Below are 23,489 nucleotides of genomic sequence, written 5' to 3'. Positions count from 1 at the left end.
ATCGCGCGGAGCGTCGAGGCGTTCGCGAAACGGTATTTCATTGTCATCCCGGCGACCGCCGGGACGCTCCGCCCGCCCTTCCCACTTCGTGGCATTCGCGCGAGGGCGCCGACGTGCGCGCGTCACACCGGTCATTGCTTGCATTCGAATGCAAAGTGTTTCTCAATACGTCCATGTCCACCCTGTCCGCGATCGCGCCTCTCGCCCAAAGGATCGTCAGATTCAGCGAGTTGATCCCCTGCACGACCGCGTTCATCGATTCGCGGACGCCCGGCTCCGACGCCAAGGAGAACTTCACCATCATCGGGCCGGGGGTCGCGGAGAATCCGGACCAGCACGTCCACATCCGGGAACCGCACGGTTTCAATATCGGAGGTGCGCGCCAACCGCCTCACTGCCTGAACTCCCAGCATTTTCACGAGACGGCGGAGGTCTTCTTCGTCCACTCCGGCCGCTGGGCCTTTCGGACCGGCGAGCGGGCGGACGAGGGCGAGGTGATCCTCCATCCCGGCGACACCATCTCGATCCCGGTCCATGTGTTCCGGGGTTTCGAGAACGTGGGCGACGGGCCCGGCTTTCTCTACGCGGTCCTGGGCGGTGACGATCCCGGCCGGGTCGTCTGGGCCCCCGATGTTCTGGTGCGCGCCCGCGGCCACGGCCTGGTCCTGCTTCAAAGCGGCCGGCTGGTGGACACCGTGACGGACCCCGCGCCCGGCGAGGACGATCCCGTGGTGCAGCCCGAGGCCCGATCCGCGCTGGAGCGGATCGTGCGCCATATCGATACCCCGGCGCTGGAGGCGGTCGTCGTCCGCGACGGCGCTCCGGTGGGCGAGGTTCCGGCGACGCCCCCGGGAGTGACTGAACGCGTCGTCATCGGTGGGGCCAACCCGCTCGAGGCGGCGCCCGCCGCTCCGCTCGCCTGGCGGCACGGCTTCGTCTGTCGCCGCGTGCGCCTCGCCCCGGGATCGACGCCGGCGCCGGTCCGCCGGATGGAGCCGGAGGTCATCTTCGTCCAGTCCGGTGACCTGACGATCCGGATCGAGGACGAACAGGCCAATCTGTCGGCAGGCGACACCGTGACCGTCCCGGTGGGCGCCGCGCGGGCGATGGCGTCATCGGCGGGGGCCGACCTGTTCGTCACCCGGGGCGGCGACGCGCCCTATCCGGCCCGGGCCATGGACGCGGGGGCGGTCTGATGCCGAAGACGGCAAGGAGGATCGACGCGTCCGCCGTCTCGCCGTCTCCGGTCGGACGCTCGATCGAGGATCTGCTGACGCCGCGGCCGCGTCGCCAGACCCTGACCGGCTTCGATCCGGACTACAGCGACATCGTCGACTACATCATCCGCTGCACCCACCGGATCTGGGAAGAGAAGAACGTCGGCCTGTGCCGCTCGCATTATGCCCGGGACTGCGCCATCCACACCCTGGCTGGGCCTGTGACCGGCGTCGAGGCGGTGGTGGCCAACACCCTGGCGACCCTGGCCGCCTTTCCCGACCGCAGCCTGATCGGCGAGGACGTGATCTGGAGCGAGGACGCGCCCGGCCTGTTTCACACCTCCCACCGGATCGTCAGCCTGATGACGCATCTGGGCGACGACGCCCTCGGTCCCGCGACGGGCCGGCGGGCCCAGGTCACCACCATCGCCGACTGTCTGGTGCGAGAGAACCGGATCGTCGAGGAGTGGCTGGTCCGCGACAACGCCCAGCTGGTGCGCCAGCTGGGGCTCGATCCCTGGACCGTCGCACGGGCCCAGGCCGAGGCGGACCGGGCGCTGGATCCTGCATCGCACGGCTGGCGAACGGCCGAGATCGCGCGCGTTCGCGAAGACCGGGCCCTGGTCGCGCCGCCGTCCACCGACCACCCGGCCTTGACACCGGCCGCCATGCTGACGACCGCCGTCAACGAGGCGAACCTGGGCCAGGCGGCGGGGCTGTTGTCGGTGTCCGCCGAAGGCTTCTGGCCTTCGGGTCGCCGGTGGATCGGACGGGGTGGCTGGATCGGCGCGGTGACACAGCTCACCGCAGTCCTCGACGCGCCTCGTCTGGTCATCGACCACTGGGCCGCGACGGCCTTGCCGCACGACGAGGTCGCGGTGGCGCTGCGCTGGTCTCTGGCGGGGCGGCATGTTCGGCCCGGCGTCTATGGCCCGCCGACCGGCCGGGACCTGTTGGTTCTCGGCGTCAGCCACTATCGATCGAGGCAGGGGCGGATCTTGGAGGACGTCACCGTCTTCGATGAGCTGGCGGTGCTTCGCCAACTGGCGGGAGGGCTCGGCGCATGACCGTTCTCGGACGGTTGCTGGGTGGCGAGGGACCCCGCGTGCTCCAGACCTGTCGGTTCGAAGGGCTGGGCGGAGAACTCTACGGCCGCGAGGCGATCGGCGAGGCGTTGAAGGCGCTGACTCCCGGGCCCGCCGCGATCGACGTCGAGACGGGCCGTCTGGGTGTCTGGCTCGACGCGCGTCACGCGCTTGTTGCCGATCTCGCCGGCGGCCTCGTCCAGCGGCTGTGGCTGCTGGGCAAGACGGTCGGACTGTCGCCACCGCCCGCCGTCGATCTGCCTGCCGATCCGGACCTGGCCCAGGCCCACGGCGGCGTGCGGTTCGATCCGGCCGATCATCCCGAGCTCCAGGCCGGTGACGCCGATGGTCTGCTCTCGAGCGCGGCGGATTGGCCGTCCTCCGAGGTGTCGGCCCCCCGACCCGCGATTCTCCGGGCGGCTTCATTCGGCCCGGTCGCCGTCGCCCTCCTGCGGCTGGAGGGCGAGGCAGGGCAGGGGCCTCCTCGCCCGGTCGCCTTCAACGCCCTGATCGTCGCCGACGCGGACGGCGGCGAGCGGCGGTTGGACGTCGCGGGGCGGGCTCAGGCCCTTGCGCGCGCCTGGTCGCCCCGGCTGTGACGGGCTCACGCCGCCCGAACGCCGCCCAGTGTGCCAGTTTGGCGACAGGTTCGCTGCATTCGAATGCAAATAGCGTGGACAAGCTACGCATTCGAATGCAGTCTCGCATTCTCTGATCTGGAGCGGATTGCCGAGGGGGCTTGAAGACGATGGTGAACAGGTACGGATTGACGAGCGTTTCGATCGCGGTTCTGGCCCTGGCGGCCTCGCCAACCTGGGCCCAGACGGTCCAGGATCCCGAGACCTCGACCGTCGAGGACATCGTGGTCACCGCCCAGCGTCGGGCCGAGAATTTGCAGGACGTGCCCGTCGCGGTGACGGCCTTGTCGTCGGAGACGCTGCTGAACAACGACATCCGTGACCTGTCGCGGGTCGAGGTGCTGACGCCCGGCTTCTCGTTCGGACGCTCGGGGTCTGACGCCCGCCCGGCCATCCGGGGTGCGCGAACCGAGAACGTCAGTGTCTCGGGCGATCCGTCGATCGGCTTCTTCAGCGACAACGTCTATCGCAGCCGCGCCTCCCAGGCGAACGAGCCGTTCGTCGACGTGGAGCGGGTCGAAATCCAGCGCGGACCGCAGGGCACGCTCTACGGACGCAACACCTTCGGCGGAAATATCGCCATCACGACCAATGATCCCGACGCCGACTTCGACGCGGGGTTGAGCGCCACGGTCGGCAGCTTCGATCGTCGCCAGGCCGAGGGCTTCGTCAACATCCCGCTCAACGACATGCTCCAGGTCCGGATCGCGGGCCTGCGCGAAACCATGGACGGCTATGTCCGCGGCGCGACCGATGAACTCGACCTGTTCGATCGAGACACCAGCTATGGCCGGATCGGCGTCCGCTTCGCGCCCACGCCCCAGCTCGAGGCGGTTCTGCGCTATTCCCTGTGGAAGGAACAGGGCACGGGTGGCGGCGCCTTCGGCTACCGGGTCGGCGGCAGTCTGATCAATCCGACCACCGGCAACTTCGATCTGAACGGCCAGCCCTACGCCATCCTCTATGACATTCCCCGTACCGGCCGTCCGCTGGTCGAGGGGTTCCCGCTGAACCCCGATCCCCTGTTCTACGCCGGCAACACCAAGGTCGTTCAGGACCTGAGGCAGGAGGCCTTCAGCGCCAACCTGTCCTATGACGCCGGGCCGGTGACCCTGCGCTCTATCACGGGCTACATTGACTATTCCGTGTTCCGCAACGCCGACGGCGACTTTTCGGCCCGCGTCGGCAACATCGACGGCCAGGAAGACCAGCTGGAAAGCTTCAGCCAGGAGTTCCAGATCGCCTCCAACGGCGACGGACCCTTCTCCTGGATCGCGGGCTATTTCTACTTCAACGAAGACGTGACGGCCTCGTTCTTCTCCAGTTGCCCCACCGGCGCACAGAACACGCCAGGCTGCGCCTTCGCGGCCGGCCTGCCCGAAACCACCTCGAACGCGGTGTTCGGCCAGGCGTCCTACTGGATCATCCCCGATCGCCTGCGGATCACCGGCGGCCTGCGCTATACCGAGGACGAAAAGACCATCCGCCGCGCCACCGCCACCACCAACGGCAGCCAGCGGATCACCTCCGTCACCCCGACCGGTCAGGAATTCGACTTCATGTTCGAGGAGACGACGTGGCGGGCGAACGTTGAGTACCACCTCGCTGACCAGAACCTGATCTACGGTACGGTCTCGACCGGTTTCCGGTCGGGCGGGTTCAACAGCGGCTTCTTCACCAACCCGGCCATTCCGGCGTCGTTCGGGCCAGAAACCGTCACCGCCTATGAGATCGGGTCCAAGAACCAGTTCTGGGACAACCGCGTGCGGCTGAACATCTCGGCCTATCGCAACGAGTTCGAGGATCTGCAGGTCCAGAACCAGATCCTGATCGTCACGCCCACGGTCACCACGACGGCCTCGGTCATCCTGAACGCGGCCGAGGCCTACAGCCAGGGCATCGAGGTCGAGTTCGAGGCCGTGCCGATGGACAATCTGAACCTCGCCTTCTCGGCCACCCTGATGGAGGCCAAGTTCGAGGATTATCGCAACGTCCCGGCCCCGGCCAACTACACCGGGCTCCAGGACTATTCCGGCAACGACATCCCCTACAGCCCGAACATCAAGCTGACCGGTCAGGTCAGCTATGACTTCGACCTGGGCGCCAACGGCACCCTGACGCCGCAGGCCACGGTGCTCTATTCCGGCGACTACCAGCTGACCGACACCAACACCGTGCTGGACCGTCAGGACAGCTTCGCCAAGCTGGATCTGCGGCTGAGCTGGGAAGACGTGTCGCGTCGCTACCGGGTCGACGCCTTCGTCAACAACGTCACCGACGAGATCACCCTGAACCGCGCCACCTTCGGCTCGCGCGGGATCCTGCAGAGCTACGACGCGCCGCGCATGTACGGCCTGCGGCTCGGCATCGCCTATTGACCTCTCATCACCCCGATGAGCCTCCGGGGGCGGCTTCGGCCGCCCCCTTTTTTCGCCCGGGGTTCAGAGCCCCGCGTCGGCCCGAAGCCTGACGGCACCGGCGCGGATGAAGGCGTGGTCGGCCCCCAGCAGGAACAGGCTCGCCCCCTGATGCCGCCACATCGGGATCTCGGTCAGGTCGGGCGTGAACATGCCGACGGTCCGTCCGGCGGCGCGGCCGGCGGCCAGGATATCGGCCACCGCCGCCATCACGCGCGGCGCTTTCGGGTCGGTCTCGCCCAACGCCACGGTCAGGTCGATGCGGCCGATGAAGAGGGCGTCCACCCCGTCCACCGCCGCGATGGCGTCCAGGTGCTCCAGCGCCTCGACGTCCTCGATCTGCAGGATGACGCTGGTCTCGGCGCGCGTGGAAACCAGACGCTCGCCGATCGGCGGGCTGACATAACCCGACGCCCGCGTTCCGCCCGCATAGCCCCGCCCGCCCGCGCCGTAGTAACAGGCGCGAACGGCGCTCTTCGCCTCCTCGGGGGAACGGATGTGGGGCACCACGACGCCCGCCGCGCCGAGGTCGAGGGCGGTGAGGATCTCGTGCGGCGCGGCCGAGGCCACACGCACCAGAGCGGGGATGCCGCCCGCCCGCGCCGCCAGGACGCCGCGATCCAGATCGACCCGGTCGAACGGCGCGTGCTCGGCGTCGAGGCACAGACAATCCAGCCCGGTCTGGGTCATCACCTCGACCACCGACGGATGCGGCGTCTTGACGAAGGTGCCCAGCAGGGGCTCGCCGGCGACCAGCCGCGCCTTGAAGTCGGCCGCGACGCTCATCGGGATTTCCACAGCCGGTCCGAGGCGATGGCCGCCCCCTTGACCAGAGCCCCCAGTTTGGCCCAAGCGATCTCCGGGTCGACCGGCCCGAACCCGGCGAAGGTGCCGAAGCCACAATCCGCCCCCGCCAGCACCCGCTCTCGCCCGACCAGATGGGCGTACCGCTCGATCCTCTGGGCGACCAGTTCGGGTTGCTCGATGAAGTTGGTGGTCGAGTCGATCACGCCGGGAATGATGACCAGGTCGTCGGGCAGGTCGTTGTCCTGGAACCAGATCCACTCATGGGCGTGGCGGGGGTTGGCCGCCTCGAACAGGATCGCCCCGACCTTCGCCCGCCGCGCCAGGTTGAACACCGTCTCGAACGGCGCGTCGCAGTGATGCGGCCCCTCGTAGTTGCCCCAGCAGACGTGCATCCGAACCCGGTCGCGCGGCACGTTCGCGAGGGCCGCGTTCAGCGCCTCCAGATGCCCTTCGCAGGCCCGGACATAGTCGGCCTCGGGCAGGTCCTTGAACATCATGTGCCGGCCGACGCCCAGGTCGGGGCTGTCGATCTGGAGCACGAAGCCCGCCCCGACGATGGCCTCGTATTCGGACCGCATGGCCTCAGACAGGGCCGCCAGATAGGCGTCCTGCGTCGGGTAATGGCCGTTGGGCTGGAACAGGGCGATGACACCCGGAGACGCCGCGTTCAGGAAGGCCTCGACCGGCCCGGCTCGGCCCGCGGCCGCCGCCATGTTGGCGATGTCGGCGTTCAGGGGGCCGTCGTCCCTGACCGCGATCGGCCCGACGCACATCGGCCGGCGATAGGTGGGCGTGCCCCCGCCGGACGCCTGACGCGCGAGGAAGCCCGGGAACTGTTCCAGATCCTGCGGGGCGCGGCGCGGGCTGTCGCCGCCGAAGCCGCTGAGCCGGTCCTTCACATAGGTGGCGTAGGAGATCTTGCTCATCTCCCCGTCAGAGACGACGTCCAGCCCGGTCTCGACCTGGCGCGCCACGGCTGTCGAAACCGCCTCGGCCACCACCGCCTCGAAGGCGGCGGCATCGAAGGCCGGGTCCTCGCCCTCGCGCGCGAACAGGCCGTCCGCGACGGCGGCGGGGCGCGGCAGGCTGCCGACATGGGTGGTCAGGATGCGGTCGGTCGAGGTCTTCATGCGGTCTCCAGCTGCCGACACAGGGCGTTGATCTCGGCGGCCACCACGGCGGGCGCCTCCAGCGGAGCCATGTGGCCGCAGTCGGGGACCAGGACGAGGCGGCCGTCCGGCACGGCGGCGGCCAGACGGCGGGCGGCGTCGGGCGGGGCCAGGCCGTCGGCTTCGCCGGTCACGACCGTCACCGGCATGGTAAGGAGGGGCAGCAGGGACGTCGGATCGGGCCGGATCATCAGGGCCTGGACGTGGCGTCGGAACTGCCGCGCGCCGGCCTCCAGCGCCATGTCCGACACCAGACGGCGCTCGGCCTCGTGGACCTCGGGCTCGGCGAAATAGACGGGCTTCAGCTCCTCGCGGACCAGCCGGGCGAAGCCGCCGGCGTCAGCGGTCGCGATCTGGCGGGCGCGGCGTTCGGATCGGTCCGGCGTCTCCGGCTCGGCATGGGTGTCGATCAGCGCCAGGCCCGCGATCCGGCCGGGGGCGCGCGCCGCCGCGACCATCGCCGCCATCCCGCCCATGGAGAAGCCCGCCAGCACGAACCGCTCCGGCCCTTCGGTCAGGATCCTGTCGGCCATGGCCTCGATCGTGTCGTCCTCGGCGAAATCGACCGTCACGACCGGCCCCGCCAGCAGCGGCGTCACCGCCGACCACAGCCGGTCGTCGCACAACAGGCCCGGGGCCAGGACGACCGGGATCATCCCCCGCTCGGGGCCAGCCGGGCGGACCGGCCGGGGACGATCTCGCCGCTGAACAAACGACGCTCCGGTGCCAGGTCCGGGTCCTCGATCCGCGCGAACAGCATCTCCACCGCCGCCGCCGCCAGCGCCCCGATCGGCTGGCGCACCGTGGTCAGCTGATAAGCGAGCCAGCGTCCGGCGTTGAAGCCGTCGAAGCCCGCGACCGAGACGTCCTCGGGCACCTTCAGCCCGTGCTTCAGCCGCGCGGCGTCCATCGCGCCGAGCGCCATGGCGTCGTTGGCGCACAGGACGACGTCGAACTGCTCACCGCCGGCCCAAAGACGCCCGAAGGCCTCGATCCCGCTCTCGTAGCGATAGTCGCCGGGCGTCACCGCCGTGATGCAGCCGCCCAGCCGCTCCAGCGTCGCCCGCGCACCGGCCGCCCGCTGTTGCGCCACCTCGGACCCGTCCGGCCCCGTGATCATGGCGAAGCGGCGATGCCCGGCCTGCCACAGCCGATCGACCAGCCGCCCCTCCCCGTCGGCATGGTCCACGGCGACGGAGTTCCCCGCATGATGCGGCGGCGCGCGGTTGTAGAAGATCACCGGCGTGCGGTGCAGCTCGAAGTCCTCCAGCTGCTCGGCGGTCATGGCGGTCGCGGCGATGACCCCATCGACCTGGAAGCTCCACAGCTGTTCCAGCGCCGCCCTGACCTCGGCCGGGTTCTCTACGGTGATCAGCAGCACCCGGGCGCCGCGTCTGGCGACCTCGGCGGTGATCTCCACCATGATCTCGGGGTAATAGAGGCTGGCCATGGCCGGCAGGATCAGGCCGACCAGGTTCGAGCGCCGCGTGATCAGACCGCGCGCGATGGCGTTCGGGCGATAACCGAGGCTGCGCGCGGCCTCCAGGATGCGTTCGCGGGTCTCGTCCGAGACGCTGCCGCCTGGCGAGAAGGCGCGGCTGACCGCCGACTGGGACACGCCCGCCAGCTTGGCCACGTCGTAGCTGGTGGCGCGTCCGGCGCGCCGATCGGGGTCTCTCGGGGCCATGGGTCTAGGCGGCTTCCTTCTGGCCGTAACGGCGCACCCGGATATCGGCCTGTTCCTTGTGTCCCGCAAATCCTTCCAGCGCGCACAGCCGCGAGCAGTATTCGCCGACCATCACGCTGGCCTCCTCGGTCAGGACCCTCTGATAGGTGCAGGTCTTCATAAATTTGCCCACCCACAGGCCCCCCGTGTAGCGCGCGGAGCGCATTGTCGGCAGGGTGTGGTTGGTGCCGATCACCTTGTCGCCATAGCTGACGTTGGTCAGGTGGCCCAGGAACAGGGCCCCGTAGTTGGTCATATTGGCGAGGAAATAGTCCGGGTCGCGGGTCATGACCTGGACATGCTCGGACGCGATCTGGTCGGCGATCTCGACCATCTCCGCGTCGCTGTCGGCCAGGATGATCTGGCCATAGTCGCGCCAGGCGACCGAGGCGATCGGCGCGGTCGGCAGCCACTTCAGCTGGCGCTCGATGGCCTCGACCGTGTCGTGGGCCAGCTTTTCCGAGGTGGTCAGCAGGATGGCGGGGCTGTTGGGCCCATGCTCGGCCTGGCCCAGCAGGTCGGCGGCGCACAGGTCACCGTCCACGCTGTCGTCTGCGATGACCAGGGTCTCGGTCGGGCCGGCCAGCAGGTCGATGCCGACCCGGCCGAACAGCTGGCGCTTGGCCTCGGCGACATAGGCATTGCCCGGTCCGACCAGCATGTCGACCGGCTCGATATCGCCGCCGGGCGCGCCGACGGCCCCCAGCGCCATCAGCCCGATGGCCTGCACCCCGCCCAGCGCCAGGATGGCGTCCGCGCCGGCCATGTGCTGGGCCACCACGATGGCGGGATTGGCCTGACCGTCATAGGGCGGGGCGGCCGACAGGATGCGCTTGACCCCCGCCACCTTGGCCGTCACCACCCCCATGTGGGCCGAGGCCACCAGCGGATACTTGCCGCCCGGCACATAGGCCCCGACCGCGTTCACCGGCGTGTTCCTGTGGCCCAGGATCACGCCCGGCAGGGTCTCGACCTCAACGTCCCTCAGCGCGTCCTTCTGTATCCGGGCGAAGTTGCGGACCTGGGTTTGGGCGAAGGCGATGTCCTCGATGGTCCGGTCGGACAGGGCGGCGTAGGCGGCCTTGATCTCGTCCTCGCTCAGCCGGAAATCCTCGCGGTCCCATGTGTCGAGGTCGCGGGAATAGCGGCGCACCGCCTCCATGCCCTCGGCCTCGATCTCGCCGAGCATCCGCTCGACGGTCTCGCGCACCCGCGCGCCGTCGGCCTTGACGGCCTCGACCGAGCGGCCTTCCTTCAGCCAACGGGCCATCTGTTCCTCCTCAAGGGCGCTTGCGCGACGCTTCGAATTGAGGTCAGTCTAGGTTTGTTGCATTCGAATGCAAGGGGGTGTTCGAGGCGGCGGGTGGAGGGTGCCATGCAGGTGTCGCGACGATTGGCCATCGCCTCTGGCCTCGCTATCGGAGCCCTGCCCACCGCGAACGCGAGAGCGCAGACCTCCTGGCCCGCCGACTTCCTGTGGGGCACGGCCACGGCCGCCCACCAGATCGAGGGGAACAACGTCAACAGCGACTACTGGGTGCTGGAGACCATCCCCGCTACCAACTTCGTCGATCGCTCGGGCGACACCTGCGACAGCTGGAACCGGTGGCGCGAGGACGTGGCCATCATCCAGGCCCTCGGCCTGACCGCCTATCGCTTCTCGATCGAATGGGCCCGGGTCGAGCCCGAGGACGGCATGATCTCCCACGCCGCCCTCGACCATTACCGCCAGATGTGCGTCGCCTGCCGCGAGGCGGGTATCGAGCCGATCGTGACGCTCCATCACTTCTCCAGCCCGCGATGGTTCGCGGCGCTGGGCGGCTGGGAGGCGGATGAGGCCCCGGCCAAGTTCGCGCGCTATTGCGGGATCGTGGCGGCGGCGCTGGGCGAGCACCTGGCTTACGTCTGCACGATGAACGAGCCGAACGCGCAGGTGACGTCCTATGTGATGCGTGACGACGCCCCCTTCCCGAACGAGGACGAGGTCATCCGCCAGGCGACGAAGGCCGTCGGCTCTGACCGCTGGGGGGCCTATTTCATGGGCAACTCCTTCGCCGTGCGCGACGGATGCCTTCGCGCCCACGCTCTGGCCACCGAGGCCATCAAGACCGCCGCGCCCCATGTGAAGACCGGCCTGACCCTGGCGCTGCAGGACCTGAAGCCCGGCCCCGGCGGCGAGGCCCGCTATCGCCGCATCTTCGACAACGCCCGCGCTCCCTTCTACGCGGCCGCCTCCGGCGACGACTTCATCGGCGTCCAGCCCTATATGCGGCTGATCGTGGGGCCGGACGGCTACCTGCCGACGCCGCCCGGCGTGATCGTCAACCACTCGGGCCGCGACGCCTCGCCCGACGCCCTGACCGCCGTCGTGCGCGAGGTCCGGGCCAACTGCCGCGCGCCGATCATGATCACCGAGAACGGCATCGAGACCGACGACGACACCCTGCGCGTGCGCCACATCAACGAGACCCTGGAGCAGGTCCAGATCTGCCTGACCGAGGGCCTGCTGCTCGGCTACATCCACTGGAGCCTTTTGGACAATTTCGAATGGCGGTCGGGATATGGCCCGCGCTTCGGCCTCTATTCGGTGGACAGGCAGACCTTCGTACGCACGCCCAAGCCGGCGGCCGGTGCCTATCGCGCCATCGTCGCCCGCGCCCGGGCCAACGGCGCATGAGCGATCTGACGGGCCTGCGCGTCCTGATCACCGGCGCCGGACGGGGCCTCGGCCGCGCCTGCGCCGAGGCGGTGGTCGACGCAGGCGGGGACGTCATCGCCGTCGCCCGCTCTGCCGCCGATCTGGACGATCTGGCCGCCGCGCGTCCGGGCCAGATCGAGCCCTGGGTCATGGACGTCGCCGATTCTGCCTTTCATGCCCGCGTCGCCGCCCTGCCGCGCCTGGACGGCTTCGTGAACAACGCCGGTTTCAACCGGCCCCAGCCCTTCACCCAGGTCGACGTCGAGACCCTGGACGGCATGCTTGCGCTCAACGTCCGCGCCGCCTTTCTGACCGCCCAGGCGGCGGCCAAGGTCATGGTGGCGCAAGGGTCGGGCGTCATCGTCAATATGACCTCCCAGATGGGCCATGTCGGCTCGCCGGGGCGTACCGTCTACTGCCTGACCAAGCACGCGCTGGAGGGCCTGACCAAGGCCGCCGCTGTTGAACTGGCACCCCATGGGGTCCGCGTCGTCAGCCTGGCCCCCACCTTCATCGAGACGCCCATGACCGCCCCCATGCTGGCCGACGAGGCCTTCGGGCGGTTCGTGCTGGACCGCATCCCCCTGGGTCGCGTCGGCACGGCGGCGGAGGTGGCGGGGGCCTGTGTCTTCCTGCTGTCGCCCGCCGCGTCGCTGGTCACGGGCTCCAGCCTGCTGGTCGATGGAGGCTGGACCGCCCAATGAACGATCAAGACCGCAAACGGCTGATCTGGACCCTGTTCCAGCGCCTGGACGCCGCCGACGCAGGTGAGGCCGCCGCCCTGTGGCGCGCGGCGATGACGCCCGACGCCGTCTTCCACGCCGTCCATCCGATGAATGACCTGGCCGGGCCCGAGGGCCTGATCGCCGGTCTGGTCGGGCCGCTGCGCGCCGCCATCCCCGACCTTCAACGTCGGACCTTTGCCCTGATGGCCGGGCGGTTCAGGGACGCCGACTGGGTCTGCGCGCTCGGCGTGTTCGAGGGGACGATGACCGGCCCCTGGCTGGGCATCCCGGCGACCGACGGCCTGGTCAATCTGCGCTTCGGCGAGTTCTACCGGATCGAGGGCGACCGGATCGCCGAGGTCTACGCCATCCACGACCTGATCGACCTGATGCGTCAGGCCGGGATCAACCCTCTGCCCGCGCCGCCCGCCGGCGTCCCCGACATCTTCCCCGCCCCGATCACCCAGGACGGCGTCCGCTTCGATCCCGCGCCGCAATCCGAGACCGACGCCTCGCTGGCCCTGGTCGAGGCCATGATCTTCGGCCTGCACAAGTTCGCCGAGGGCGACCTGAAACGCATGGGCATGGAGCAGTTCTGGAGCCCCCAGATGCTCTGGTACGGCCCCGGCGGTATCGGCTCCAACCGGGGCGTGACCGGCTTTCAGAGGTATCACCAGAGGCCCTTCCTGACCGCCTTCCCCGACCGGGTCGGCGGCAATCATAAGGCCCGCTTCGCCGACGGCACCTATGTCGCCTCGACCGGGTGGCCCAGCATCACCGCCACCCACGCCGGCCCCTGGCTGGGCGTGCCGGGCACCGGTCGTCAGATCACCATGAGAGTCATGGACTGGTGGCGGCGGGACGGGGATGCCCTGAAGGAGAACTGGGTCTTCATCGACGTGCCCCACGTCATGCTGCAATCCGGTCTCGACATCTTCGGAGCACTGAAGTCGGGAGACGCGGCATGACGTTCTCGACCCTCGACTGGACCATCGTCCTGGTCTTCATCGCCGCCAATCTGGTGATGGGCTGGTTCCTCGGTCGCGGCGTCAAGACGGCGAAAGAGTTCAACATCGGCAGCGGCAAGACACCCTGGTGGGCCATCGGCGTCTCGGTGATCGCCACCTACATCAGCGCCCTGTCGTTCCTGGGCGCACCCGCCTGGGCCTATTCCGACGGACTGGCGGCGCTGGCCATCCACCTGAATTATCCGATCGTCATCCTGGGGGTGACGGCGTTCTTTTTGCCCTTCTTCTACAACTCCGGCGTCGCCTCGATCTACGAGTACCAGGAGCGGCGCTTCGGCCCCACGTCGCGGGCCGTGATGTCGACCATCTTCCTGGTCACGCAAGGCCTGTCGACCGGGGCGATCCTCTACGCCACAGCCCTGGTGCTCCAGTTCATCACCGGCATTCCGATCCCCTGGGCGATCGTCGCCATCACCATCCTGGCCCTGATCTACACGACCATGGGCGGCATGCTGGCGGTGATCTGGACCGACGTGTTCCAGGCCGCGGTCCTGTTTGGCGGGGCCATCGTCATCATGATCGCCCTGTTCGTCCTGATGCCCGAACCGATCGGAGAGGTTCTGGCGAACCTGAAGGCGGCGGGCCGGCTCAGCGCCATCGACCTGACGCCGGACCCGACCGTGCCGACCACGATCTGGTCGGGGCTGATCGGGATGACCCTGTTCCACGTCACCGTCTATGGCGCGAACCAGATGATGGTGCAGCGGACGCTCGGCGCGAAATCGATCGGAGACGCCAAGAAATCCTATCTGCTGATGGGGTATGCCGCCTTCCCGATCTATTTCCTGTTCTTCTTCATCGGGGTGCTGGCCTGGGGCTACTATCAGGGCCGTCCGTTCGAGAACACGAACGATATCATCCTTCAGTTCGCGCTGGATTCCGGAATTCCCGGCCTGCTGGGCATCCTCGCGGCCGCCGTGCTGGCGGCGTCGATGTCCACGCTCAGTTCGGCCTTCAACAGCATGGCCACGGCCAGCGTCGTCGACTTCTACGAGCGGTACTTCAGGAAGGGGGCCTCGGACGCCCACTATCTGGCAGCGACGCGTATCATGACCCTGGTCTGGGGCGCGATCATCATCGTGCCGGCCATCCTCTACGCCAACTCGACCGGCTCGATCCTGGAGGTGCTGTCAAAGATCGGCAGCTATTTCGTGGGGGCCAAACTGGGCATGTACGGCCTGGGCTTCTTCTCCAGACACACCACCGAGCGCGGACTACTGGTCGGGGTCTTCGTCGGCTTCGTCGTCATCTGGGCGGTGGCGACCCGGACCGACATCGCCTGGCCCTGGTATTGTCTCATCGGCGGCGGGGCGACGATGGGCGTGGGCTGGATCGCCAGCCGCCTCCTGAGCGGCAAGCAGGCGGACTGGTCGCCCTATTCCATCCCTGGCCAGCGCGCGCGCTTCGAGGCGTCGGGGGCCCCGACCTCGATCGACGGCTGGAGCACGGTCCCGGGCCGGATCGACCCCAGAAGCCTATGGCTGGTGGTTTATCTGGCCGCCACGATCGCAGGCCTGATCGCCCTGGAAGCTCTGGTCTGACGGTCGCCGGAGCGGAATCGGTCAGCGGCCTCGTTCTGGCGCTGAACGGGCGGCGCGTGCGATAGGCAGTCCATCTGGAACGGCGGGACGACAGTTCCTCCGTGAGCCTCAGCCCCTTTCGGTTGGACGCAACGCTTTTTGCGGGTGCGACTTTCGTGGGATTGCACCGGCCGTTCACGCCTTCGCGAGAGTCGACCCCCGGGCGGAACTGGGACAGCTGGAGATGCGGTCATCACAGGGGGCCAGGAACCCGGTGCTCGGGTCCTCCGTTCTGTTTCGAAGTCGCGACCGCCGCGCGGTGGGCGGGTACCAAAGTGAAAGACACGCTCCGAGGATCATGGGTGCCCGATCGCTATCCGGCGCGATGCCGGGATTGCGGTGCGCGGTCTGACCTCATCCTGCGCTGGAACGCGGCCGGTGAGGTCCGGATCGCCTGGGACGGCGTAGCCAGGAGGCAGGTCGATCTGCGCCAGCCTCGCACATCGACGGCGCGCTGTGGCGCTTGCGGATCCACCGAGATCGCGATCGAGGAGGCGGAGATCCGGTAACGCGCGACAGAGGCCGAAGCACGCCTTCGATGACGGCCCGGCATCACTGGCGTCGTCGAAGGCGTCGCTAGCCCTCGGGCCGGTTCCTGGACACGCTGGCCGTTCCTGGGAGAGACGATCGCGAGGGTCGCGAACCAGGGACCGCCTGGGAGAAGGCTTTGGCAAAACCCACGGCCGGGGCTCGCAAGAAAACGGGACCGTTCCGCGCGAGACGGAACGGTCCCCAGTGAGCGGCCGTCAGGAAGGGGTCAAGCAGCCGCGAGCCAGGACCGGACCTGAGTGAGCGCAGTGGCCTCCCAGCCCAGTTCAAGATGATTGACGGCGAGGGTGGCGCTGCCGCCATGGTTGGTCACCCCTACGATGTCGCGGCAACTCTGGATGAACACCACACCATCGGACGGACCCGTGTGCTCGTTGTGCAGCAGGGCGATGTCATTCTGATTGCCGCAAAGATTGTGGATCCGCACGCCGGACGGCGAAGGGGCGTTGCGGATCGTGTTCACGAGGGACGCGCCCAGATAGGCGTCGATTCCGGGTCCGCTGCTGTAGAAGCCCTGGCCGCCGTGAAAAGTGGTGTACCAGTCCTGCTCATAGGTCGGCAGGGCGTAGGTGGCGTCCCAACGCTTCAGCAGCTGGGCAGAGCCCGGGAAGTAGGTCGAGGCATAGGTCCACTCCGCCCCTTCGCGCCATGCGCCGTAGCAGACCAGATAGTCGTGAGGCGTCGGGCCGTTGATGACGCCCCCACATTCTGGATAGACCACCAGGCTGAAGGTCCAGCCGTGGCGGAACGACAGGTCGATGCCGTTGTTGGCGGAGCCGAGCAAGATCAGCCGGCGGATGTCGCCGCGATAGTTGGTTCCCCAGCTCCTGCGGACATTGGAGACATACATGCGAGCATTCGACGCCGCCTTGGACCAGGCCACGACATCGACCTGGGTGGCACCGGTGCGGCTCTTGATGATGGCGATGGCGTCGGCGATCTGTTCGGACCAGAAGTAGCCGTCGCCGTTCTTGTGCGGCAGCCCCAGGGCGAAGACCTTGTATCCCGCGCCCGACAGGGACTGCATCATGCCGGTCGAGGGACACGAGTAGCGCCCGCAGCCATAGGGTCCAGCCTCGTTGGGGTCGGCCCAGGCGACGTCAGCGTCCTGGTTGGCTCCGTGCACCAGCAGCACGGGCACGGGCCGCGTTCCCGTGTTCCAGCCGGGCGCATAATACATCAGGAACTTGGACGAATGCGGCGAGGCGTCGGCGAAATAGGTGGCGCGCTGGCCCGTCTGGTCGCCGCGTCCGTCGGGCGGAAAGGCTTCCTGGGTGAAGGCGCTGGTGGTGTCGCGCCATCGCTCCACCCGCACCCAGCCGTTCTGGATGCCGCTGCTGTAGGTCGCCTCCAGCGTCGTCGGCCCGGCCGTGGCCGGCCCGGCGAGCATGCCGCCCAGTCCCAGCGCCATGGCCAGGGCCGCCAGCAGGCGGTGCCCGGCCGGTCTGGGGTTCTGTCTGCGGATCGTGATCATCGAAGCCTCCTCCCTGTCGGCTCGCGTCGAACCCTGATCAGCCGGCGGGCGAGCCTTGCCGCAGACGGATATCCTCGGCGATTCGACGCCGTGTCGCGTGGCAGACGTCCAGATCGCCGAAGGTCAGAAAGCCGTGGATCGTGCCCCGGACCACCTCGGTCGCGACGGGCGTCCCGGCTGCGTCCAGCCGCCGCGCATAGGCCAGGCCCTCGTCGCGCAGCGGGTCGTGGTCGGCCACGAGGATGTAGGCCGGGGCCAGGCCCGACAGGTCTGGCGCATTGATAGGCGATACGCGAGGATCGCTGGAAACGCCGCCCCCAGCCGCCAGATACCAGGCCAGGGTCCCCGAGATCGCGTCCCGGCTGAGGAACAGGTCGCCGTTCCCGTTGGCCATGCGCGAGGGATAGGCCTCGTGCGGTCGACTGCCGTCGATCACGGGATAGAGCAGATACTGGGCGGCGAGGCGTTGGCCGTGATCCCTTGCATGCTGGGCGACGACCGCCGCCAGATTCCCGCCCGCGCTGTCGCCCATGACCATGATCCGGGCCGGATCGCAGCCCAGGTCGGCGGCGTTCCGCGCCGCCCAGCGCGTCGCCGCCAGCGCGTCGTCGAGGCCCGCAGGAAAGCCGTGCTCAGGCGCGAGACGGTAGTCGATGCTGACGAACACCGCCCCGGACAGACGGCAGAGGGCCCGCATCAGCCCGTCGTAGCAGTCCAGGTCGCCGACCGCCCATCCGCCGCCGTGGAAGAAGACGACCAGGGCCGGGGCCGCGACCGTGGGGGCCTCCGAACTGTAGAGCCGCGCGGGCCGGGCACCGTCGCCCCCGTCGACGGTGATGGCGGTGGCGCAGACTCCGTCCTCGTCCGGAGACGTCCCGGCGAAGGCCTTGAAGATCGTCGCCGCCTGGGTGCGGGCGGCGACCGCGAGGTCGTCGGCCCCACTGATGTCCATCTGACGCGTCATGGCGTTCAGATCCTCGAGCAGGGCCCGGGATTGGGGGTCCAGCATCGTTCGCCTCAGTAGCGCCAGATCACGCGCAGGTCGTAGGTGCGCGGCGCGGCGTAGAAGCCTAGTTGTACCCCCGGGAAATCGGCCAGGTTGAAGCCCTGGACCCGCACCGCCTCGTCCGTTGCATTCTGGACCCCGGCCCGGACCTCCCAAACGCCGTCGGTCGATCGGAGCGCGGCGAAGGCGTTGACGAGGGTGTAGGCCTCCTGGCGCAGGATCGGCGAGTCCGTGATCTCGGTCGCGATCTCGCTGCGGTATCCGGCGTCGCCGTGCAGCACCAGCGTCAGGCCGTTGTCCAGCGGCTGCTCCCAGGTCGCGGCCAGGCTGGCGTTGACCTCGGGGCTATTGACCAGGGCTCGGTCGCTGACGTCGGTCGCGACGCCGCCGACCAGGATGTCGAACTCGTCGTACTGAGCGTCCAGCAGTCCCAGAGAAGCGTTGATCGACAGCTGGTCGGTCGGGCGAGCCGCAAGCTCGAACTCCAGCCCCTGGATGGTCGCCGCCGCCGCATTGGTGAACAGGCTGACGAACACGCCCGTGACCGGATCAGAGCCGAAGCTCGTCACCTGGATGTCGGTGTAGTCGTTGTAGAAATAGGCGGCGTTGAAGATCAGCCGGCCGTCCATGCCGGTGATCTTGGCCCCGGCCTCATAGCTCCAGACGAACTCCGGCCGGAAGGGCTCGAAAGAGAAGTCGTTGGTCGCGCGACCGTCGAAGCCGCCGCTCTTGAACCCGCGCGAGGCCGAGGCATACAGGAGCAGGTCGTCGTTGGGCGAGTAGGCCAGCGACACCTTGGGCGTGAAGGCGTCGAAGTCCTCATCGCCCGTGATCGGCGTTCCCGCCGTCCCCTGTCCGGCCAGGAACGGCGGCGTGTTGTCGATCACCGATACGGTCGGATCGAAGAAGTTCTCGAACCGCCGCGTCGAGGACTTCTCCTCTGTGGTGTAGCGCAGGCCCGCTCCGATCGAGAGCCGTTCGGTCAGGTCATAGGAAACGTCCGCGAAGATGGCCCAGGACTCCGTGTCCTGGCGCGTATCCGCGAGGCTGGACGTCTGGAAGCCGAAGACGGTGACCGGAAAGCCGAAGATGGTCGCACCACCGTTGTCGACGCCGGAGAAGGTCGTGTCCTCGTCCTTGAAGTAATAGACGCCGGCCGTGCCGGTGAACCGCCCGCCGGCGTCATAGCTGGCGCGGAACTCCTGACTGAACTGGGTCTGGTCCTGAAGCAGCAGGATGTCCAGGATCGGCAGGGGCGAACCGTCCGCGTCCAGGTTCAGGTCGAAATCCAGCTCTCGATAGGCGGTGATCGATTCCAGCGTCACCGCGTCCGACATGTCGTAGCGCACCGTGACCGAGGCGCCGTATCCGGTCAGGTCCGACAGGCCGTTGGCGTTGACGTCGACCTCATAGGGGTCGGTCGCTGCGGGAAAGGTGACCAACGTCCCGTTGGTCAGGGCCCCGGTCAGGGCTGTCTCGCGCACGGGGCTGCGCGAGGTGTCAGGGCGGTCGCGCTTGGCGTCCACGCTTAACAGAACCTGCAGCCGGTCGCTGGGCGTCCAGTCCAGGGCGATGCGGCCCGCCAGGCTGTTCTGGTCGCCGTCGTCCTGGCCGTCGATGGAGTTCTCGGCATACCCCTCGCGCTCGGACCAGGCGAAGGCGATCTTGCCGTTCAGCACGCCGTCGATCAGCGGACCGCCGAGACGCCCCTTCAGGATACGGGCGTCATAGTTGCCGATCCCGGCCTCCAGATAGGCGTCGGGCGTGGAGGGCGGGGGCGACGAGACGAACTTGACCGCCCCGCCGATGGTGTTGCGGCCATACAGCGTCCCCTGGGGCCCGCGCAGCACCTCGATGCGATCGACGTCGAACAGCTCCAGGAAGGCCGCCTGCGACCGGGCGATGAAGACGTCGTCGACATAGATGCCCACGCCCGGATCGGCGAAGGCCAGCGAGTCGTTCTGGCCCACTCCGCGCAGATAGACGACGGCATTGGCCCCATCGCCCCTGTCCAGATAGAGGTTCGGCACCGAATACTGGATGCCCGAGATGTCGTCGGCCTGCAGGTCCGACAGCCGCTCCTCGCTGAATGCCGAGACGGCGACCGGCACGTCCTGCAACGATTCCGCGCGGCGTCGCGCCGTCACCACGATCTCGTCCAACTGGGTCTCGCCGGTCTGGGCCGAGGTGGCCTCCTGGGCGTGGACCCCGGTCGCCGTCGTCAGCGCCGCCAGCGAACAGGCCCCCAGCAGAAGCGCGCGGCCCCAGCCGCCGGCGCGCCCATGGCGCGGATGTGCCTTGGTGATCCTCATGGTTCCCGTCCCTCTGTCTCGGCCGCCGATCTAAGTCGGCGTTATGCGATGACGATGCGAGGGCCCTGGCTTTCGGTCTATGACCGCCGCGTTCAATCGTTCAGGACAAATTCGCTCACAGCGGGACGCCAGCCGGCGGGCGTCACTCCGTTCCACGCCTTGAACGCGCGAGCGAAGCTGCGGCTGTCGGAGAAGCCCAGGGTCTCGGCCACGTCGGTCGGATGGCGGTGGGCCGCCAGCATCTGCTTGGCCCGGTCGTTCAGGCCCTGGGCGCGCAACTGGCGAAAGCCGGTTCCGGCCTGGGTCAGGCGTCGGCGAAGCGTGGCCACGCTGACCCCCAGTCGCTGGGCCGCCTCGGCCTGGTCGTCTATGCCGGCCGTGATGACGTCGCCGACCCGCCGGATGAAGTCGGTCGTGTCGGCGGCCTGTTCCCGCTCGAGGATCATCGCCTCCACAGCCGCATAGACGTCGACCGCGCGTCCCTTCCTGTGGGCCAGGGCGACGGGTATCTCGCCGGTGTCGAGATCGTACTCCAGGGCATAGACCGAGCCGCCCGTCTTCACCGGCGTCGTCCAGAACGACAGAAATCCGTCAGAAGCGGTGCGGCGCGGCCGGCGCGTCCTCACGCTCCGCAGGCTCGAGCTCAGGTCCCGACCGGCCGCCAGGGACAGCATGGCGTGCAGGAAGATCAGCACCCCCTCCATCGTCGCATAGGCCGCAGGCGAGTTCGCGGGAAAGGCATAGGGAAAATCATGATCGTCGATGACGTAGACCAGGCCATGGCGGCGGCGCTCAACGCGATTGAAGTGACCCCCGTGAACCAGGTTGTAGGCGCGCGCGATCCGTCTCATGGCTTCCTGCACATGCCCCGCGTCGGCCAGGGTCTCGACAACGAAGTCGGTGGTTCCGACCGCGAGGGGACGGAGCGAGAGGTGACAGGTTTCGTCGCCCGCCTTTAGTGAAAGTCGCTGCAGCAGGCGGAAATGCTCCACCAGCGGCAGGGGACCCACCGGCGCGGCCATGTCCAGCGTGTCGGCGAAGCGCCAGAGCGGTGCCACGTCATCGCTTTCAATCGTCAGGCGATCAGGATCGACAAGGACGGCTGCCATCGTGTGACGCTGTCAACTTCGGACCGGGGATGCAATGGCTTACCGGAGCGCACGGCAGGGTCGGCCTCGGGGAGGTCGTCGTACTCGCCTGACAAAGACCCTGTCTTTCGCTCAACCCTTGCGGGTCGAACGGGGATCGCGGGAACGCTCACCAACCGCCGTGACGTCACTCGCGATGAACTTGTGACTTTATTGAAGGACGATGGTGGGTGATGTAGGGCTGCCCGCCAGTACAGCATTATCAATGACTTCCGACGAGAATTATCCCAAAATTCGCACAAGTTTTGTAAAGGTTTCCAATTGATCTACGGCCTGATCGCGTCTTGTAAACCAGGCAAGTTTGTCACGCCACGGCGTCAGTAGATCTTGTTCAGGCTGACGCCCTCGCGCTCCAGCAAGATGCCCAGCCGCCGGTAGCCGAACCGACGACGCTCTCCGGCCAGGCTCCGCAGGCGTTCGCGCACCTCTGCGTCGCCAGGCTCAGGCGCGCGGCGCACCGTCTTGGGATCGACCTCGACCAGCCCACAGGCCCGCCGCTGCGAGTAGCCGCGCTCCGCCATGAGGCGAAGCGCGGCTTCCCGGCGAACAGCGGGCCCGGTCAGTTTTTTCCCAGGAGATCCTTCAGCGCCGACACGTCCAGCATCGACTCCGCCAGCAGCTTCTTCAGCCGCCGGTTCTCGTCCTCAAGCGCCTTCAGCTTCTTGGCGTCCGAGACGCTCATCCCGCTGTATTTGGCCTTCCACCGATAGAAGGTTTGCTCGCTGATCCCGTGCCGCCGGCAGACCTCCGCCGTCGCACCGCCAGCCTCCTGTTCGCGCAGCACGCCTATGATCTGCGCCTCGGTGAACCTGCTCCTCTTCATGTCCGTCTCCTTGAGGTTGACGGACTCTCACTCAAACCGAGGGATCAGGAAGGAGGCAGGTCACAGGGTCGCTAGACTTGCTTTCAGATGGATGACCGACTTTGGCTCAAGGCGGCTGTTGCGAATTTCAGCTGACTGTTCGATCCGCGTAGCGGCTCAGAAGGAACCAGGCGAAGCCAGGTACGATCCGAGAACTGTGGTCCCCATCGTGTTGCCCATTTGAATCATTCAGGGCGGCCGAAGACCCGAACGTAGTCGATCTCCATCCGCTGAGGGAGGGCTCGGTCGTCCACCCCCTCGGCCCCGCCCCAGTCGCCGCCGACCGCAAGGTTCAGGATCACGTAGAAGGGCGCGTCGAACGGCCAGGTCGCGGGGTCGCCGCGTCCGTCGTTCCGGAACCTGTAGTAGCCGACGTCGTCGACGCCGAAGTTGATCCCGTCCGGCGTCCAGAGCACCTGATAGCGGTGAAAGGCGTCGCAGGCGTCGCGAACGCGCTTGCGGCCTCCGCGCTCGGTGCCCTGGGCGTGGTTGTAGCGGGTGGTGTGAACCGTGCCGTGGATCTCGCCGCGCGCATGGCCGACGTGTTCCATGATGTCGATCTCGCCGCCCGCCGGCCATTCGGCGTCCGCGACCGGCAGCATCCAGATGGCGGGCCATGTGCCACGGCCGCACGGAAGCCGGGCCCGCACCTCGTAGAAGCCATATGTCCATTCGCCCCTGCCTCGCGAGATCAACCGCGCGGAGGTGTAGGCCTGGCCGCCGGCGTCAGGGACCTGCACCGGCGTCAGCGTCTCGCGTCGGGCCTCGATGATCAGATGGCCGTTCTCGACGCGGGCGTTCTGCGGCCGCTCGGCGGCGTAGTACTGCAGCTCGTTGTTGTACCAGCCGTCGCGGTTGCGGTGGGTGTCATAGGCCCAGCGGGTCGGATCGGGGAGCCCGTCGGTGTTGAACTCGTCGTTCCAGACCAGCCGGTATCCGTCCAAACTGTCGTCCTGGGGAAGGGGGGCCGCGCCGATGCAGCCCAGGGCCGCCAACCCGACCACCGTCAAACTGCGAGACCGCATTCTTTCCTCCGAGGGCCACTACT

General features: G+C 68.1%; 19 protein-coding genes and 1 pseudogene. 9 read left to right on the top strand and 11 right to left on the bottom strand.

Annotated features, from left to right (window positions below; translation table 11 throughout):
- Positions 1-173 precede the first annotated feature (173 nt).
- The 4 genes from ABN401_RS05630 to ABN401_RS05615 all read left to right on the top strand — a co-directional run bounded on the left by ABN401_RS05630 (position 174) and on the right by ABN401_RS05615 (position 5,318).
- The gene (locus ABN401_RS05630; protein ID WP_349683843.1) at positions 174-1,196 is read left to right on the top strand and encodes a cupin domain-containing protein; all 1,023 of its coding nucleotides are present in this window, start codon (positions 174-176) and stop codon (positions 1,194-1,196) included.
- The gene (locus tag ABN401_RS05625) at positions 1,196-2,284 is read left to right on the top strand and encodes a nuclear transport factor 2 family protein (protein ID WP_349683842.1); all 1,089 of its coding nucleotides are present in this window, start codon (positions 1,196-1,198) and stop codon (positions 2,282-2,284) included. The genes ABN401_RS05630 and ABN401_RS05625 overlap by 1 nt, the downstream gene beginning before the upstream one ends.
- Positions 2,281-2,901, top strand: a complete 621-nt coding sequence (locus tag ABN401_RS05620) for a hypothetical protein (protein WP_349683841.1) — start codon at positions 2,281-2,283, stop codon at positions 2,899-2,901. The genes ABN401_RS05625 and ABN401_RS05620 overlap by 4 nt, the downstream gene beginning before the upstream one ends.
- Before the next feature lie 167 nt (positions 2,902-3,068).
- On the top strand, positions 3,069-5,318 hold the full coding sequence (locus tag ABN401_RS05615) for a TonB-dependent receptor (RefSeq protein ID WP_349683840.1): 2,250 nt from the start codon (positions 3,069-3,071) through the stop codon (positions 5,316-5,318).
- 63 nt (positions 5,319-5,381) lie between these two features.
- On the opposite strand, the gene ABN401_RS05610 is transcribed toward ABN401_RS05615, so the two are convergent.
- Genes ABN401_RS05610 through hisD form a run of 5 tightly spaced genes read right to left on the bottom strand, consistent with a single transcriptional unit; the run spans position 5,382 to position 10,329 of the window.
- On the bottom strand, positions 5,382-6,143 hold the full coding sequence (locus tag ABN401_RS05610; protein ID WP_349683839.1) for an HpcH/HpaI aldolase family protein: 762 nt from the start codon (positions 6,141-6,143) through the stop codon (positions 5,382-5,384).
- Positions 6,140-7,294 (bottom strand): cobalamin-independent methionine synthase II family protein, encoded by a 1,155-nt coding sequence (locus ABN401_RS05605; RefSeq protein ID WP_349683838.1) that lies wholly within the window; start codon positions 7,292-7,294, stop codon positions 6,140-6,142. Before ABN401_RS05605 ends, ABN401_RS05610 begins: the two co-directional genes overlap by 4 nt.
- Positions 7,291-7,989, bottom strand: coding sequence for an alpha/beta fold hydrolase (locus tag ABN401_RS05600; protein WP_349683837.1), 699 nt, complete (start codon positions 7,987-7,989; stop codon positions 7,291-7,293). The genes ABN401_RS05605 and ABN401_RS05600 overlap by 4 nt, the downstream gene beginning before the upstream one ends.
- Positions 7,986-9,020, bottom strand: coding sequence for a LacI family DNA-binding transcriptional regulator (locus tag ABN401_RS05595; protein WP_349683836.1), 1,035 nt, complete (start codon positions 9,018-9,020; stop codon positions 7,986-7,988). Before ABN401_RS05595 ends, ABN401_RS05600 begins: the two co-directional genes overlap by 4 nt.
- Before the next feature lie 4 nt (positions 9,021-9,024).
- The gene (hisD, locus tag ABN401_RS05590) at positions 9,025-10,329 is read right to left on the bottom strand and encodes a histidinol dehydrogenase (protein WP_349683835.1); all 1,305 of its coding nucleotides are present in this window, start codon (positions 10,327-10,329) and stop codon (positions 9,025-9,027) included.
- Between the two features lie 105 nt (positions 10,330-10,434).
- On the opposite strand from hisD, the gene ABN401_RS05585 reads away from it, so the two are divergent.
- From ABN401_RS05585 to ABN401_RS05565, 5 genes are all read left to right on the top strand, one after another.
- Positions 10,435-11,736: a glycoside hydrolase family 1 protein gene (locus ABN401_RS05585; protein ID WP_349683834.1), complete on the top strand. Its 1,302-nt coding sequence runs from the start codon at positions 10,435-10,437 to the stop codon at positions 11,734-11,736.
- Positions 11,733-12,461 (top strand): SDR family NAD(P)-dependent oxidoreductase, encoded by a 729-nt coding sequence (locus ABN401_RS05580; protein WP_349683833.1) that lies wholly within the window; start codon positions 11,733-11,735, stop codon positions 12,459-12,461. The genes ABN401_RS05585 and ABN401_RS05580 overlap by 4 nt, the downstream gene beginning before the upstream one ends.
- On the top strand, positions 12,458-13,450 hold the full coding sequence (locus tag ABN401_RS05575) for an ester cyclase (RefSeq protein WP_349683832.1): 993 nt from the start codon (positions 12,458-12,460) through the stop codon (positions 13,448-13,450). Before ABN401_RS05580 ends, ABN401_RS05575 begins: the two co-directional genes overlap by 4 nt.
- Entirely contained in the window at positions 13,447-15,051 is a 1,605-nt protein-coding gene (locus ABN401_RS05570) for a sodium:solute symporter family protein (protein ID WP_349683831.1), read from the top strand. Before ABN401_RS05575 ends, ABN401_RS05570 begins: the two co-directional genes overlap by 4 nt.
- A gap of 341 nt (positions 15,052-15,392) precedes the next feature.
- Positions 15,393-15,599: a hypothetical protein gene (locus tag ABN401_RS05565; protein WP_349683830.1), complete on the top strand. Its 207-nt coding sequence runs from the start codon at positions 15,393-15,395 to the stop codon at positions 15,597-15,599.
- 248 nt (positions 15,600-15,847) lie between these two features.
- On the opposite strand, the gene ABN401_RS05560 is transcribed toward ABN401_RS05565, so the two are convergent.
- From ABN401_RS05560 to ABN401_RS05535, 6 genes and pseudogenes are all read right to left on the bottom strand, one after another.
- Complete coding sequence (locus ABN401_RS05560; protein WP_349683829.1) at positions 15,848-17,113, bottom strand: esterase/lipase family protein; 1,266 nt, start codon at positions 17,111-17,113, stop codon at positions 15,848-15,850.
- Between the two features lie 37 nt (positions 17,114-17,150).
- The gene (locus tag ABN401_RS05555; protein ID WP_349683828.1) at positions 17,151-18,122 is read right to left on the bottom strand and encodes an alpha/beta hydrolase; all 972 of its coding nucleotides are present in this window, start codon (positions 18,120-18,122) and stop codon (positions 17,151-17,153) included.
- Positions 18,123-18,130: 8 nt separating this feature from the next.
- Entirely contained in the window at positions 18,131-20,431 is a 2,301-nt protein-coding gene (locus ABN401_RS05550; protein WP_349683827.1) for a TonB-dependent receptor, read from the bottom strand.
- A gap of 92 nt (positions 20,432-20,523) precedes the next feature.
- The gene (locus ABN401_RS05545) at positions 20,524-21,540 is read right to left on the bottom strand and encodes a helix-turn-helix transcriptional regulator (RefSeq protein WP_349683826.1); all 1,017 of its coding nucleotides are present in this window, start codon (positions 21,538-21,540) and stop codon (positions 20,524-20,526) included.
- A 359-nt stretch (positions 21,541-21,899) separates the two neighbouring features.
- Positions 21,900-22,402, bottom strand: a pseudogene (locus ABN401_RS05540) (transposase); the annotation flags it as partial.
- A gap of 224 nt (positions 22,403-22,626) precedes the next feature.
- A complete protein-coding gene (locus ABN401_RS05535) occupies positions 22,627-23,466 on the bottom strand; it encodes a glycoside hydrolase family 16 protein (RefSeq protein WP_349683825.1) in 840 nt (279 codons plus the stop codon).
- Positions 23,467-23,489: the final 23 nt, after the last annotated feature.

Origin of the sequence: Brevundimonas aurifodinae (assembly GCF_040195595.1) — a bacterium.
Taxonomy (GTDB): Bacteria; Pseudomonadota; Alphaproteobacteria; order Caulobacterales; family Caulobacteraceae; genus Brevundimonas; species Brevundimonas aurifodinae.
Note: the sequence above shows the minus strand (reverse complement) of the source record. Positions and strands in the feature narration are given on the sequence as shown.

Coding starts and splice junctions, on each gene's coding strand:
- ABN401_RS05630 (WP_349683843.1), top strand. CDS start 174: ATGTCCACCCTGTCCGCGATCGCGCCTCTCGCCCAAAGGATCGTCAGA.
- ABN401_RS05625 (WP_349683842.1), top strand. CDS start 1,196: ATGCCGAAGACGGCAAGGAGGATCGACGCGTCCGCCGTCTCGCCGTCT.
- ABN401_RS05620 (WP_349683841.1), top strand. CDS start 2,281: ATGACCGTTCTCGGACGGTTGCTGGGTGGCGAGGGACCCCGCGTGCTC.
- ABN401_RS05610 (WP_349683839.1), bottom strand. CDS start 6,143: ATGAGCGTCGCGGCCGACTTCAAGGCGCGGCTGGTCGCCGGCGAGCCC.
- ABN401_RS05605 (WP_349683838.1), bottom strand. CDS start 7,294: ATGAAGACCTCGACCGACCGCATCCTGACCACCCATGTCGGCAGCCTG.
- ABN401_RS05600 (WP_349683837.1), bottom strand. CDS start 7,989: ATGATCCCGGTCGTCCTGGCCCCGGGCCTGTTGTGCGACGACCGGCTG.
- ABN401_RS05595 (WP_349683836.1), bottom strand. CDS start 9,020: ATGGCCCCGAGAGACCCCGATCGGCGCGCCGGACGCGCCACCAGCTAC.
- hisD (WP_349683835.1), bottom strand. CDS start 10,329: ATGGCCCGTTGGCTGAAGGAAGGCCGCTCGGTCGAGGCCGTCAAGGCC.
- ABN401_RS05585 (WP_349683834.1), top strand. CDS start 10,435: ATGCAGGTGTCGCGACGATTGGCCATCGCCTCTGGCCTCGCTATCGGA.
- ABN401_RS05580 (WP_349683833.1), top strand. CDS start 11,733: ATGAGCGATCTGACGGGCCTGCGCGTCCTGATCACCGGCGCCGGACGG.
- ABN401_RS05575 (WP_349683832.1), top strand. CDS start 12,458: ATGAACGATCAAGACCGCAAACGGCTGATCTGGACCCTGTTCCAGCGC.
- ABN401_RS05570 (WP_349683831.1), top strand. CDS start 13,447: ATGACGTTCTCGACCCTCGACTGGACCATCGTCCTGGTCTTCATCGCC.
- ABN401_RS05560 (WP_349683829.1), bottom strand. CDS start 17,113: ATGATCACGATCCGCAGACAGAACCCCAGACCGGCCGGGCACCGCCTG.
- ABN401_RS05555 (WP_349683828.1), bottom strand. CDS start 18,122: ATGCTGGACCCCCAATCCCGGGCCCTGCTCGAGGATCTGAACGCCATG.
- ABN401_RS05550 (WP_349683827.1), bottom strand. CDS start 20,431: ATGAGGATCACCAAGGCACATCCGCGCCATGGGCGCGCCGGCGGCTGG.
- ABN401_RS05545 (WP_349683826.1), bottom strand. CDS start 21,540: ATGGCAGCCGTCCTTGTCGATCCTGATCGCCTGACGATTGAAAGCGAT.
- ABN401_RS05535 (WP_349683825.1), bottom strand. CDS start 23,466: ATGCGGTCTCGCAGTTTGACGGTGGTCGGGTTGGCGGCCCTGGGCTGC.